Source organism: Paracoccus bogoriensis, assembly GCF_019431455.1.
Lineage (GTDB): Bacteria > Pseudomonadota > Alphaproteobacteria > Rhodobacterales > Rhodobacteraceae > Paracoccus > Paracoccus bogoriensis.
In genome coordinates this window covers 124,561-138,420 of sequence record NZ_JAHYSR010000002.1, presented here as the reverse complement: position 1 = coordinate 138,420, position 13,860 = coordinate 124,561, and the positions used below count along the sequence as shown (strand labels likewise).

Sequence of the window (13,860 nt, the reverse complement as noted above, 5' to 3'; positions counted from 1 at the left end):
CACCTCACAGATGGTCCAGCAGCAGCCAATCCATCAGCAGACGGCGCGTCCGATTCGTGAATTCGTCCAGATCGCCGCCATCCAGCAAATCATCCTGCGGGAAGCCGCGCGCGCGGAGCCAGGCCACGAATTCGGCCATGACCGTCTTGCGCTCCTCGTTGGTATGAGCGCCTTGCGCATTGCGGACCACCTCGCGGGCGGACATGTCCAGCCGCGCCCAGATGCAAGATCCCAGCAATTCGTCGGAGAGCAGCGGCATGTCGTCAAGCGTGCCAGTGATCGCCTGTCGGATCAGGCGCTTCATGCCGGCCAGATCGGCGGACCCGCCCGAGACGAGCAGATCGGTCAGCGCCAGATTCGCAAGGGCGGTCGCGCGCTGCCAGAAATCGTCACGCCATTCGGGCATGTCCTTCAAACCGTGCAGCATCGCCGACAGGACGCGGTTCCCGGACACGACGTGGCGCAGATGGGCGGTCACGATCCGCGCACGCCAGCCATTGCCCAGACGGCGCAATTCCCCATCCAGAGCACGCTTGTAGCCGATATTCGGCACCGCCCGGGCGGGACGGGGGCCGTCCAGATAGGCCAGAAGGCGCAGGCCGTCATCGACCGAGCCGCCCGACCGCTCCAGCACCCACAGGATCGAGGCCAGGTGCGTCTCGGGATCGGCAAGTTGGCGGCGAGCCTTGCCGACAGCCTCCAGCAGGTCGGGCGCGGCGGCCTTCAGGTCGAAATGCGGCACGGCGTGGCGATGGACGAGGATCGAGGCGATGGCTTCCTCTTGCGCGTGGCGGCGCATTTGCGGGTTGGGCGCGCCGTGGCGGTCGGGCTCGTCCGTCAGCAGGCGCGGATCGGCGCAGGCCGACTGCCAGTCGTCAAGAAAGGCAAAGGCCGCGCGACCGGGCCGATAGACCAGAATCCCGGAACTGACGAAAGCCGCGCGCCGCGCCTCGGTCGAATCGGCACCCAGCAGGACCAGGCAATCCTGCTTGATCAGGCTTTCCTGCGGGGTCGCGGCCAGCGCGCTGCCGTGGATCATGCCCTGCGGAACACGCGCACACAGATCGGCCAGCAGGCGCAGGCGGGCAGGCATCGCGGGCAGTCGGTCCGTCGCATGGCTTCCCGCATCATGCAGGATCACCATATCATCGGGCGCGACCCGTTCCAGCATCCGCCGCATCACAAAGGGCCGCCAGGCGCCAAAGCCCAGACGCGGCGCGTCCCGCGGGATATGAGGATGGGCCTGCCAGAAGCCATCGGCCTCCAATCGGTCGGCGCTGTAATGCAGCGCCTCGTCGGCTCCGGCCGCCAGCGCAGCGGTACAAAGTGCGGCGGCATTGCCCGCATAGGGCTCGGTCCGGTCCGACAGGACCACGAAATGGATACGGCCAGCGGCGGCAGAGGTCATCTTGTCCTTCCCTCGCGTGTCATCCGGTCCCGGGGCGTCAGGCCTTTTCCAGCTTGTGCCGACGCCGCTGATATTGCTTCTTGTCGGGGTGGTGCCGGATCGCGGCCTCCAGCACGGCCCGCGCGCGCTCGGCCTGGCCCGAGGCGATCAGCAGGTCGGTCTGCAGCAGCACCAGGGGCGGATGGTCAGAGGCCCATTGCAGCGCCCAGTCCAGAACCCGTATCGCGCCCTCGGTATCGCCGGTTTCAGCCTTCATGCTGGCCAGATCGAACTGGCGGCGCCATTGCATCGGCGACAGGTCCAGACCTGATTGCAACATGCGGATCGCATCCCCGATCCGACCCGCCTTGCGCGCCGCGTCCGCGGCCAGGAAGAACACCGAAGGAAAATGCAGCCGCCCCTCGTCCATCAGCGAACACAGCGTATCGGCGGCAGCCTCGGCATCGCCGGCACGAAACAGGAACAGCCCCTTGAGTGCGCGCAGCATCGAGACATGCGGCGCCAGGCCGATTGCGTGGTCCAACGCGGCCATCGCCTCGTCCGGGCGGCCCTGATGGTGGCGAAGCTCGGCCAGGCGCTTGTGGAACAGGGCGATATCGGGCCGTGCGGCGATGCTGGACAGGATCAGCCCCTCGGCCTGTTCCAGATTGCCCTCGCGCAGGGCGATCATGCCGGTAAAGCTGTCGAAATGCGGCTTCGGTTCGGGCGCCCAGCTGCGCCGCGCCAGGATCTTCAGGATGGTGCGGAAATGCCCGAACAACCGTTCCTTGTTGCGATGGTCCGAGCGCGTGAAATCCGGCCATTCCCAGACCGCGACCCGGCTGGCGGGCACCATGCCGTTGAATTGCAGCACCCCAGCCGAGATCGCCCCGGTATAGAAGCGCCTCGTGATGTCCACGACAGTCCGGTTCGGAAAGAGCGGCTCGACCACGGGATCGGTGGGCCAGAAGTTCGTGTCGTCGAAGTCTCCCTGCCGTCGCAAGAGGCCGGCCAAGGTGTTGATCTCGCCTTCGATCGGCTCGTGCCAGAAGGCCGAGACGATCTGGCGCAGCCCCTCGGCGCGCCGGCCCAGCACCAGCAGCGCAAGGCCGTGATACAACGCGACCTGCGCGAAACTGCGCTGGAACAGCACGAAGCCGCGATCCACGACCGGGCGCAGATCGCAGATTTCCTGAAACTGGCCCTCGTTGAACATCTCGCGAAACAGCAGGGCATGAACGAAGGCGATGTTCAGCCCGCGCTCGACATGGGCGCGCGCGATGCGGATGAACTCGGCCCGGCGGCCCGTCTCGACCAGATGGTTGCAGACATAGACCATATATTGCCCGATCTCGCCCTCATTGGCAAAGAACTCGGGCTGATCCTTCATCCGCGCGGCCAGCACATCCAGCGCGGCCAGACGTTCCGCGGGGGAAATATCGGCCTCCACGTCGCGGAACGCGCAGCCGCCGATCGTCCTGGCGGTCGAGGAAAAGGCCGAGGAGGGCGGCGCCACGATCAGATCGGACAGTGACATGGCAAACAGCTCCAGCGCGTCGCGCTGAACCGGGGTCAGGGCGCTGGTATCGGCGATGTCGGCAAAGGTCAGAAGGCCGGGGAACATGCGGGTGTAGCGGTCCAGCACGGCCTTGTTGTCGCTGAACAGCACCGTCCGCGTGCCCGAGCCTTCCAGATTGGCGCGGATATGCGTCTCGAAGAACTCGTCGGGGACGAACTTGTTGGGCCAGGCGCGGTTCATGGCGCGCATGTCGCTGGTCAGATCGCCCCGGCGGATGTGATAGGACACGGTCCGCCGGCCATCGTGCAGGCGGGCGCGCAGATCGTCCAGATGCTCTTGCAGGACCGGGTTCAGAGGCAGGCTGTCCACCACCTCGCGGAAGGTGGCCCTGACGGCCTCTTCGGATTCAAAGGGCATCCGCAGCACGTCAAAGGGCGGATCGAACAGGATATGCCTGCCGTCCCGCAGGAAATCCAGAAATGCCTCGGCCGAGTTGCTGGACATGATCGCGCCATGCGCCGTCGCCGCATCGCGCATCTGCTGATAGGTCTGCTTGTCGATGAAATGGTCGCGGACAAAGTCCTCGGAGAACAGTTCGGTCCCGTCGCCCATCCCGTCGCTGTCGCGCCAATGCACGACGAACGGCAGGCCATAGCTGCGCGCGAAACGCATCGTGTTCAGCAGCGCGATCAGCCGGCCCCCGAGACGGTCGGCACGGAATGCGATCAGCGTGCCCGTCGGTTGATCCATCAGGCTGCCCGGTGTTCCAGAAACCAGCGATAGGCGTCGGCGATCCCGTCCTCCAGCGCGATTTCGGGGCGCCAGCCCATCGCCATCAGCTTGTCCGACGACATCAACTTGCGCATCGTGCCGTCGGGCCTGGTCAGGTCGTTGGTGATGCGGCCCTTGAAACCCACCACGCGCGCGACCATCGCGGCCAGTTCCCCGATCGAGATGTCGCTGCCCGAGCCGACATTCAGATGCGACAGCATCGGCTGGGTATTCGCCTCGTAGGTGGCGCGGTCCAGATCGAACACGAACAGCGAGGCGCGCGCCATGTCGTCCACATGCAGGAATTCGCGGCGCGGCGTGCCGGTGCCCCACATCACGACCTCGTCGCGGCCCTCGCGCGCGGCCTCGTGAAAGCGGCGGATCAGGGCGGGCATCACATGGCTGTTTTCAGGGTCGAAATTGTCGCCCGGACCGTAAAGGTTGCAAGGCATGACCGACCGGTAATCCGTGCCGAATTGTCGGTTGTAGCTTTCGCACAGCTTGATCCCGGCGATCTTGGCAATGGCATAAGGCTCGTTCGTTGGTTCCAGGATGCCGGTCAGCAGCGCATCCTCGCGGATCGGCTGGGGCGCCTCGCGCGGGTAGATGCAGCTCGACCCCAGTTGCAGCAGGCGCGTCACCCCGACGGCATAAGCCTCGTGGATGACATTGCACTGGATCATCAGGTTCTTGTGGATGAAATCCGCCGGATAGGTGTTGTTGGCATGGATCCCGCCCACCTTGGCCGCCGCCAGGATCACCGCATCGGGCCGCTCGGCCTGCATGAAACGGCGCACGGCGGCCTGATCGGTCAGGTCAAGTTCGGCGCTGGTGCGGGTGATCAGCGTCAGATCCTCGCCCGAGGCGCGCCGCGCCTCGAGCTGGCGCAGGATCGCGCTGCCGACCATTCCGCGATGACCTGCGACAAAGATCCGGGTCATGGCGGGCCTCAGCTTTCGTGATAGATCGGCATGTCATAGCCGTGATTGCGCAGCAGCGCATGACGGCGGGCGGCCTTCAGATCCTCGGCCACCATCTCTTCGCACATCTGCTGCGTGGTGATCTCGGGAACCCAGCCCAGCTTCTCCCTGGCCTTGGTCGGATCGCCCAGCAGGGTCTCGACCTCGGTCGGGCGGTAATAGCGCGGGTCGATCCGCACGATCACGTCGCCCGCCTTCACGCCCGGCGCGTCATCGCCGGTGACGGATTCGACGATGCCGATTTCCTGTTCCCCCTGGCCCTCGAAGCGCAGGGTGATGCCCAGATGGGCGGCCGACCATTCGATGAACTGGCGCACGGAATACTGAACGCCCGTGGCGATCACGAAATCCTCGGGCTTGTCCTGTTGCAGCATCATCCACTGCATACGGACATAATCCCTGGCGTGGCCCCAGTCGCGCAGCGCGTCGATATTGCCCATGTAGAGACAATCCTCCAGTCCCTGGGCGATATTGGCCAGGCCGCGCGTGATCTTGCGGGTCACGAAGGTTTCGCCACGGCGGGGGGATTCGTGATTGAACAGGATGCCGTTGCAGCCATAGATCCCATAGGCCTCGCGGTAATTCACCGTGATCCAGTAGGCATACATCTTGGCCACCGCATAAGGCGATCGCGGATAGAAGGGCGTCGTCTCGCGCTGCGGGATTTCCTGGACCATCCCGTAAAGCTCCGAGGTCGAGGCCTGGTAGAACCGGGTCTTGTCCTCAAGTCCCAGGAAGCGGATGGCTTCCAGGATGCGCAGCGTGCCGATCGCGTCCACATTGGCGGTATATTCCGGCGTCGCGAAACTGACCGCCACATGCGATTGCGCACCAAGGTTATAGACCTCGTCCGGCTTGACATCGGCCATGATCCGCATGACCGAGGACGTGTCGCCCAGATCCCCGTAATGCAGGAACATCTGCGCGTTGTCGGCATGGGGATCCTGATAGATGTGGTCGATCCGCTGCGTGTTCAGCGAGGATGACCTGCGCTTGATCCCGTGGACTTCGTAGCCCTTTGCGATCAGGAATTCCGCGAGATAGGAGCCGTCCTGTCCGGTGATCCCCGTGATCAAGGCGCGTTTCGACATGCTTTCGTCCCTAGGTTAGACACTCTTTACCGCGGACCGGATCGGCTTGGCCTGCGCATCCCGGTTCTAGACGAGCGCAGAAGGCAAGACCATAGCCCTGTGCGCCGCTTCGATGTCAGTCGGTCGTCGGCCGGCAACCGCCCGGCTGGCCGCCCGCCGAACGGACAGGCGCCTGCGTTTCAGGCAAGGGACGGATGTCGCGCTCAAACGGCAGGGCTGCCACGTCGGGCCTCGGCGCGTTCCAGACGCGGCGAGATACGGCGCAGCGCGGCCAGAAGCGCCTCGGCAAAGGCTCCCGGCGCGAAGCTGCGATGGCCGGAATGGGCGACGACCAGATGCCTGAGATCGGCGCATTGCGCGGCCAGCGCCCTGATCCATGCCCGGAAGTCGCGGACCGCGCCCGGCCCCGGCGCAAGGGCCTGCGGCAAGGTCGGGTGCAGGAACAGCCGCGGCGGGGGCAGAACCGCGCGCAGCAGGCGCGGCACCGGAACGAGGTTCAGCGTGTCGTCCACATGCAGCGTCCCGCTGGCCTTGTGCCAGGCCAGAACCGAGCCCGCATGGACATGCTCGGCAGCACAGACCAGGTCTATTCCGGCAGGCACCGACAGGATGATGTCATCGGAATAGCGCGCGGCAAGCGCCGCTGATTCGACCGGCGCATCGGCCCAGGGCAGGGCAGGCAGACGCTGATGGTGACGAACGGTCCCGTAAAGCGCGGCATCGGGAAAATCGCGGTGCATCGCCTCGCAGTGGAGGGTGTGGAACGGGTGCAGGTTCAGGATCGCCTCGACTGCCCGACCGCCATCGGTCAGGGCCATGACCCGCTCGCGCAGCGGGCCGGTCAGGCTGTAGCTGTCCAGCAACACGAAACGCCCCGAACCCAGCCGCACCAACGAGGCATGAGTGCCGACATTCACCAAGCCGGCCAGCCGGAAATTGCCCCGGATGTTCCAGAAACCCTTGCCCAGATCCAGCAATTCCTCGGCCATGCACCCATCCTTTCGGCTGCTGCGATCCCCTGCGGTCACACCATATCCCGCGATTGCGGCGAAACAGCGCGCGATGCGGACCAACGGCGCAAGGCCCGGGGCGTTCCCGGCTCTGCGTCAAAGACCCTGCGCCACCGCAAGACCCTTGGCGATGATCGGGCCGGTCGGACGACCGGTGGGCGAGCCGCCAAGTGGCTCCAGCGTGATCTCGTAGAGCTGGGCATCCATGGGGGGCGGCAGATCCGGCCCGCGCAGAACCGCAGCGCGCGCCCCGTCCAGAACCCCCAGCGAAACCGGCCCAAGATCCTGCGAGGGCAGGGTCCAGGCCTCGATACTGGTGCCCGGCGGCATCTCGACATCCGCGACAAAGCGGATCTGCGCGGTATCGTTGCCGTAATCCTCGATCACGGCGCGGGGCTGGCCTTGGTCGTCCAGAAGCACCGCCACGACGATGGGCTGGGGCGCGGGACGCTGCGCGCCGCCCAGCAGCCCAAGCGCGACCCCGATCACCAGCGCCGCCGCCAGACCTGCACGCCGCCGCCACGGTGCCCGGTTCAGGTTGGCCGCGCCCCCAGGTTCCGTCCCGGCCCAGGCGCCCGGCGCGGGGTCGCCCCCGGCTGCGACCTCGCGCAGCCGGGCGCGCAACCCTTCGGCGAACCCCTCGGGCAGGGGGGCGGGCTCGGCCGACAGGTCCAGCGGCAGAAGGCGGTCGTTCAGCAGCGCCACCTCGCCCGCCAGGGCCGGATCGCGCTGCATCAGCGTCTCGAACAGCGCAGCCTCGGTCGCAGACATCAGGCCCAGGGCGTAATCGCCCGCCAGCGCGGCCAGTTCGGCACGATCCGTCCCGTTCATGACAGACACTCCTTCAACGAGGCAAGGCCGCGCCTGATCCAGGACTTCGTCGTTCCCAGCGGCACGCCCTGCCGGGCCGAAATCTCGCCATGGCTGAAGCCCGCGACATGCGCCATCAGGATCGCGCGGCGGCTGTGGTCGTCCAGCGCCTGAAGGCAATCGCCCAAGCGGCCCGGCCCGGCCAGAAGGCGCCAGCCGTCGTCGGGAACCAGATCCTGCCGTGCCTCTTGCAGACGGGTCAGTTCTTCGGGCGGCAGGCTGGCCAGTCGCGATCCGTCGCGCAGGATCGTCAGGCAGCGGTTGCGCAGCACCGCATAGATCCAGCCACGTGCCGAACCCGCCCCGCCCGCCTGTTGCGCGGCCTTGCGCCAGATCAGCACCATCGCGTCCTGCAACGCCTCGTCCGCCAGATCGTCGCGTCCCAGCATCCGACGCGCCACGCCGCGCATCTGCGCGCCCTCGGTCGAAAGAATGCAGTCGATCCCGCGCGCCCGGCCCGCCGCGCAATCGGCCAGCGCCCTGGCCAGCACTCCATCTCGGTTCCCGTCGTGATCCTCCACGCGCGCCCCTTGTTCTGCCCCGGCGTCCTGTCCTGGGGCAGACTGGCCCAGGCAGGGCCAGTGGCGTAATCCTGCCCACGCGACGACTTTTGCGTTTTTTCTGCATCCGATCCGCGATGGTCAGCGTCTTTATGGGCAGGACGGCGATCCGCGCCGCCCGTCACGATCCGAAACAAGAGGAAATCACGATGTTTCGCATTGCTGCCTGTTCGACCACCGCGCTGGCCCTGTCGCTGTCGGCCGCCGCTGCTGCCCCTGCGATCGGCCTGGCGGGCGACCGCACGCTGGTGATGTTCGACACCTCGACCCTGCAAGTGACCGGCATGGTCGAGGTCGATGGCGTCAACCGCCTGCACGGGATCGACCTGCGTCCCGCGGATCAGACGCTGGTGGGCGTGACCGACGACAACCGGATTGTTACCATCGACCCGGCCAGCGGCGCGGTCAGCGAACTGTCCACGATGGACACGCCCCTGCCCGAAACCGACGCTCAGGTCGTGGTCGATTTCAACCCCGCCGCCGATCGGCTGCGGCTGATGACCGGCACCACCAACCACCGCGTGAATGTCGCTACCGGCGAAGTCACCGTGGATGGCGAGCTTGTCTTTGAAGCGGGCGACGCGAACGAGACCGAGACCGCGCAGGTCGTGGCCGCCGCTTATACGAACAGTTTCGGCACGCCCGATTCGACCGCGATGTTCGATGTGGATGCGGGTCTGGGCGCATTGTTGCAACAGACCTCGCCCAATGATGGCATCCTTGCCACGGTCGGCGCACTTGGCATCGAGAGCCCGGGCGATGTGATGGGCTTCGACATCCAGACGACCGAGGCGATGGAGAACACCGCCTGGCTGGTGACGAACAACACGCTCTATACCGTCGATCTGGAGACCGGCGCCGCCACCGAAGTCGGCGCGATCGAGGGCGCAGAGGCCCCGATCCGCGACCTCACCATCATGCCCGCCATGTGATCGACGGGCCACGCCTGCCGGGGGGTGCGGCGATCAGCCGCTCCCCCTTTCGATCCGCCCAGGACAGGATCGCCGCGCCATGACGCACCGGACCCGCACGGAATAGCGGTGGACAGCCGCACATCCAGCCCGCAACATGAATGGGACATTGTTCGTGTGTGCGGACGGAAACCATCATGATGCGGGAAGAATGCACATCTTGTCTTACGCCATGTCTTTCCCCGGTCGCACGACCGGCTTGACCGAAGAAAAGCGGGGGCGGCCATGACCGAAACGCTTTCGGACCGGCTGCGTTCACGACTGGAAAAGCGGCTGGCCGAAACCGCCGCAGGCTTTGGCGCGGCCTCTCCGGCCCTTGGCCGCGCGATGGAGGACGCAGCCCTGTCCTCGGGCAAGCGGTTCCGTGGCATGTTGCTGCTGATGGCGGCCGAGGCTGCGGGCGGGGCCTGCGATGCCTGTGTCGATGCGGCCGCGGCACTCGAGATCGTTCATGCGGCCTCGCTGGTGTTCGACGATCTGCCTTGCATGGACGATGCCCGCCTCAGACGCGGCAGGCCGGCCACCCATGTCGCGCATGGCGAAAGCCGCGCCGTTCTGGCCGGGATCGCGCTGATTACCGAAGCGATGCGCCTTCTGGCCACCGCGCGCGGGGCCGGTCCCGCCATTCAGGCGCGGTTGGTCGCCATCCTGTCCCATGCGCTTGGGCCGCTTGGGCTTTGCGCCGGGCAGGATCTGGATCTCAGCGCCGAAAAGACGCCTGACGGTGTGCAGCGCGAACAGGATCTCAAGACCGGGGTGCTGTTCATCGCCGGGCTCGAAATGCTGGCCGCGTTGAAGGGGATCGAACAGGACGAACTGGAGGCGATGATCGCCTTCGGTCGCCAATTGGGCCGGGTTTTCCAGTCCTATGACGATCTGCTGGATCTGCTGGGCGACAGCGCCTCGACCGGCAAGGATACCGGCCGTGACCGGCGCGAGGACGGCCCCGCGCGCGGCGTGCTGGCGGTCGCCGACCTTCAGGACGTGTCGCGCGGATACGAGGCGCGGCGGGCCGAACTGGACCGGATGCTGCGCGGCCGCCGCATTCACCATCCGGAAATCCAGGCCCTGCTGGCCCGCGTCCTGCCCCACCGGCTGAAGCGCCCGGCCTGAAATGGGCGCCTGGTCGCGCCCGTTAGTCGCGCCCGTGGGCGCGCGTCCACAGCCCGTCACGCCCCGGCTTGGCGCCGGGCAGACGTGACCGGGCGACATCCCAGCCACCGCGCAAGGCCAGCCCCGCCTTGGCCGCCCCCGAGGTGCGGATGCGCGCGCGATAGGCCTGCGGGCCGCCCTGCCGGATGCGCGTGCCGATCGCCCGGTAGATCCGCGCGGCCGAGGCGATGGACCAGGCGCAGCGCGGCGACAGGGCGCGCAGCCCCGCCATCGCCGAAGCGTAATAGGGTTCCGCCGCATCCAGCAGACGCAGGATGACGGCATAAAGCAGCTCGGACGGGATTTCTCCCTCGATCCGCGCGCCTGCCTCGTCCAGCCAGTCGGCAGGCAGATAGACGCGCCCGATCCGGGCATCGTCCATCACGTCGCGCGCGATGTTTGTCAACTGAAAGGCCAGCCCCAGATCGCAAGCCCGATCCAGCACTGCCTGATCGCGCACGCCCATGACCCGCGCCATCATCACGCCCACGACCCCCGCGACGTGGTAGGAATAATCCAACGTATCGGCCAGCGTGCGGTATTGCCGCGCCTCGACATCCATCGCGAAGCCCTGGATCAGGTCCAGCGGCCAGGCATCGGGGAAGTCGTGGCGGCGGGCGACGGCGCGCAGGGCCTCGAAGGGTGGCGACATGGGCCGGTCCTCATGCAACGCCGCCAGCGTGTCGGCCCGCAGCGCCTCAAGCCGTGCCGCAGGGTTGTCGGCCAGTTCCGGGCGGCTGCCCATCTCCTGCCCGTCGATCACGTCATCGGCGTAGCGGCACCAGGCATACAGCATCACCGTGTCGTCCCGGATACCGGCAGGCATCAGCCGCGCAGCCGCCGCGAAACTTTGCGAGCCCTGCGCGATGGCCTGCTGGCTGGCCGCGACGGTCTGGTTCATGCGGCACCCGCGCCCGGCATGGCGTCGCTTAGCATGACCTGCGCGGTGGCCTTGGCGCTGCCCACGACACCGGGGATGCCTGCGCCCGGATGCGTGCCCGCCCCCACCAGATAGAAGTTGCGGATCACCTTGTCGCGGTTATGCGGCCGGAACCAGGCCGATTGCGTCAGGATCGGCTCGACCGAAAAGGCGCTGCCATGATGGGCCGACAGCTCGGTCTGGAAATCGACCGGCGTGAAGATGCGAGTCGTCGTCAGGTTGGCGCGCAAATTGGGGATAAGCCGCTCTTCCAGGCTGGCCAGGATGCGGTCGGCATAAGCCGGGCCTTCCTTGGACCAGTCGATCTCGGCCCGGCCCAGATGCGGCACCGGGGCCAGGACGTAATGCGTGGACATGCCCGCAGGCGCCATGTCCGGGTCCGTCACCGAGGGCGAATGCAGATAGAGCGAGAAATCATCGGGCAGTTTCGGGCCCTTGAAGATCTCGTTCACCAATTCCTTGTAGCGCGGCCCGAACAGGATCGTGTGATGGGCCAGCCCCTGGGGCATCTCGCGCAGGCCGAAATGCAGCACGAACAGCGACATGGACCAGCGCTTGCGGTCCAGCGACCGCGCCTGTCCCTGCCCGCGCGACGTGTGGCCCAGAAGATCGCGGTAATTGTGCATCACGTCGCCGTTGCTGGCGACCATGTCGGCATCCAGGCGCCGGCGATCGGCCAGCGTGACGCCGGTGGCGCGGCTGCCCTCGGTTTCGATCCGGGCGACCTTGGCGTTCAGCATCACCTGCCCGCCCAGACGCTCGAACAGGGCGACCATGCCGGCGACCAGCCGGTTGGTGCCGCCCTTGGCGAACCAGACGCCGCCGCGCCGTTCCAGCGCATGGATCAGCGCATAGATCGAACTGGTGGCAAAGGGATTTCCGCCCACCAGCAGCGTGTGATAGGAAAAAGCCTGCCGCAAATAGGGATCCCTGATGAAACTGGCGACCTTGGAATGGACCGAGCGGTAAGCCTCCAGCCGCATCAGGGCCGGGGCGGCGCGCAGCATCTGACCCAGTTTCAGGAAGGGCACGGTGCCCAGCTTCACATAGCCTTCCTGATAGACCTCTTCGGAATAGGCGCGAAAGCGGCGATAGCCCTCAAGATCGTCGGGGTTGAAGCGCGCGATCTGTTCTTCCAGCCGGTCGGCCTCGTTCACATAATCAAAGACCTTTCCGCCCGGCCAGATCAGCCGGTAGAAGGGCGAGACCGGCACCAGCGTCACGTCGCGCGCCATGTCCTGCCCGCTCAGCGCCCAGAGTTCCTTCAGCGCGTCGGGATCGGTGATCACCGTGGGGCCTGCGTCGAAGATGTGGCCCTGATCGTTCCAGACATAGGCGCGCCCGCCCGGCTTGTCGCGGGCCTCGACCAGCGTCGTGGCGATGCCCGCCGATTGCAGGCGGATCGCCAGGGCAAGGCCGCCAAAGCCCGCACCAATCACGATGGCTTTCGTCATGTGTCACCTTTCAGCAGGGGTTTCTCGGGCAGGCATCTCAGCGCACGGCGGATCGGGATGGGCGGCTTGCCGGTCACGATCCGCAACCTGTCCGCCCAGGTCAGGCGGCCCGCATAGAACCGCTCGATCACAGGTTCGGGCAGGCAGTAGAAGCGTTGCAGCAGCCGGTAGCGTTCCGGGCCAGGGCAGCCCCGGAACAGCATCCGGTTCAGAAGCCGCAGGAAGCGGTCCTGATGCGCGCGGGCCAGCGCGAAATCGCGCACGGCGCGGCGCACGGCCCCGGTTTTCAGGTCGCTCTGGGCCGCGATCAGGTCGGCGACCTCGACCGCGACGGGCAACGAATAGCCAGTGACCGGGTGGAAGAACCCCGCCCGCAGGCCGACCGGAACCGGTCCCTCGGCCCGCTGGCGCCAGAAGCCCGCCGCGTCATGGGCCAGCGCGATGGGCAGGATGCCGCGTTCACGCCGGACCTCTCGCCCGGTCCAGCCCTGCGCCGCGGCGTAATCATGGGACGCGCGGGCCAGTTTGGCGTCCTGCAGGTCGGCGCCGTCGCTGTAGCGTGTGTCCTCGATCAGGATGCGGGTCGGGCTGAAGGGCAGCAGATAGATGAAGCGGTAGCCGTCGCGCTGCGGCACGGTCGCATCCATGATGACAGGGCGCTGCACGCCGTGGGGGGCGTCGCATTCGATCTCGATGCCGACGAACTTCTGGTAGCCCGTGACCAGATGCGGGCCGGGCTGCGCGCCGCGCCCGTCGATGATGCAGGGCGCCTCGAACCGGCGGCCATCCAGCAAAAGCGCATGGCCCGCGCCCAGGTCGGTGACGGTCGCGTCATGGATCACCTGCGCGCCCGCCTCGGCCACCAGCCGCGCCAGACCCGCCCCATCGATCGAGTTGTAGCCCGCCCTCAGACGCCGCGAATGGGCGGGGAAGCGGACCTCCTGATCGGGCCAGTCGCCGCGCTTGGCCGGGGCCAGCGCCTTGTGCCAGGCGGCCGGGATGTCGGGATCGTGGAACGACCAGGTATGCGCGTCCGAGGGGCCGGGCGCCGTGTCCAGCAACAGCACCGACAGGTCGGGCCGCGCCCGGCGCAGCGCCAGCGCGATGAGGCTGGAGGCCAGCCCTGCCCCGGCAAGGATGATGTCAGACTTCATG

Annotated in this window: 12 protein-coding genes; 2 read left to right on the top strand and 10 right to left on the bottom strand. The window is 66.9% G+C overall.

The genetic code is table 11. The features are described from left to right. Nucleotides 1–4 precede the first annotated feature (4 nt). The 7 genes from KY389_RS01675 to KY389_RS01645 all read right to left on the bottom strand — a co-directional run bounded on the left by KY389_RS01675 (nucleotide 5) and on the right by KY389_RS01645 (nucleotide 8,149). Nucleotides 5–1,408 carry a hypothetical protein gene (locus KY389_RS01675; RefSeq protein ID WP_219828986.1) on the bottom strand — a complete coding sequence of 468 codons (1,404 nt, stop codon included), beginning with the start codon at nucleotides 1,406–1,408 and terminating at the stop codon, nucleotides 5–7. A 37-nt stretch (nucleotides 1,409–1,445) separates the two neighbouring features. Further along, on the bottom strand, nucleotides 1,446–3,656 hold the full coding sequence (locus tag KY389_RS01670) for a tetratricopeptide repeat protein (RefSeq protein ID WP_219828985.1): 2,211 nt from the start codon (nucleotides 3,654–3,656) through the stop codon (nucleotides 1,446–1,448). Then, nucleotides 3,656–4,618 (bottom strand): GDP-L-fucose synthase, encoded by a 963-nt coding sequence (gene fcl / locus KY389_RS01665; protein WP_219828984.1) that lies wholly within the window; start codon nucleotides 4,616–4,618, stop codon nucleotides 3,656–3,658. Before fcl ends, KY389_RS01670 begins: the two co-directional genes overlap by 1 nt. 8 nt (nucleotides 4,619–4,626) lie before the next feature. Beyond that, nucleotides 4,627–5,748 carry a GDP-mannose 4,6-dehydratase gene (gene gmd, locus KY389_RS01660; protein ID WP_219828983.1) on the bottom strand — a complete coding sequence of 374 codons (1,122 nt, stop codon included), beginning with the start codon at nucleotides 5,746–5,748 and terminating at the stop codon, nucleotides 4,627–4,629. A 203-nt stretch (nucleotides 5,749–5,951) separates the two neighbouring features. Next, nucleotides 5,952–6,737: a hypothetical protein gene (locus KY389_RS01655; RefSeq protein ID WP_219828982.1), complete on the bottom strand. Its 786-nt coding sequence runs from the start codon at nucleotides 6,735–6,737 to the stop codon at nucleotides 5,952–5,954. A 117-nt stretch (nucleotides 6,738–6,854) separates the two neighbouring features. After that, nucleotides 6,855–7,589: an anti-sigma factor gene (locus tag KY389_RS01650; RefSeq protein WP_219828981.1), complete on the bottom strand. Its 735-nt coding sequence runs from the start codon at nucleotides 7,587–7,589 to the stop codon at nucleotides 6,855–6,857. Next, complete coding sequence (locus KY389_RS01645; protein ID WP_343222883.1) at nucleotides 7,586–8,149, bottom strand: sigma-70 family RNA polymerase sigma factor; 564 nt, start codon at nucleotides 8,147–8,149, stop codon at nucleotides 7,586–7,588. Before KY389_RS01645 ends, KY389_RS01650 begins: the two co-directional genes overlap by 4 nt. Before the next feature lie 188 nt (nucleotides 8,150–8,337). Between KY389_RS01645 and KY389_RS01640 the strand changes: the two genes are divergently transcribed. After that, a complete protein-coding gene (locus KY389_RS01640; protein ID WP_219828980.1) occupies nucleotides 8,338–9,120 on the top strand; it encodes a DUF4394 domain-containing protein in 783 nt (260 codons plus the stop codon). Between the two features lie 264 nt (nucleotides 9,121–9,384). Beyond that, nucleotides 9,385–10,272 (top strand): polyprenyl synthetase family protein, encoded by an 888-nt coding sequence (locus KY389_RS01635; protein WP_219828979.1) that lies wholly within the window; start codon nucleotides 9,385–9,387, stop codon nucleotides 10,270–10,272. Between the two features lie 22 nt (nucleotides 10,273–10,294). Here KY389_RS01635 and KY389_RS01630 read toward each other — a convergent pair whose 3' ends face one another. The 3 genes from KY389_RS01630 to crtY are packed head-to-tail and all read right to left on the bottom strand — an operon-like array spanning nucleotide 10,295 to nucleotide 13,859. Then, a complete protein-coding gene (locus KY389_RS01630; protein ID WP_219828978.1) occupies nucleotides 10,295–11,212 on the bottom strand; it encodes a phytoene/squalene synthase family protein in 918 nt (305 codons plus the stop codon). Next, nucleotides 11,209–12,705, bottom strand: coding sequence for a phytoene desaturase (locus tag KY389_RS01625; RefSeq protein ID WP_219828977.1), 1,497 nt, complete (start codon nucleotides 12,703–12,705; stop codon nucleotides 11,209–11,211). The genes KY389_RS01630 and KY389_RS01625 overlap by 4 nt, the downstream gene beginning before the upstream one ends. Then, entirely contained in the window at nucleotides 12,702–13,859 is a 1,158-nt protein-coding gene (gene crtY, locus KY389_RS01620; RefSeq protein ID WP_219828976.1) for a lycopene beta-cyclase CrtY, read from the bottom strand. The genes KY389_RS01625 and crtY overlap by 4 nt, the downstream gene beginning before the upstream one ends. Between the last annotated feature and the right edge of the window lies 1 nt (nucleotide 13,860).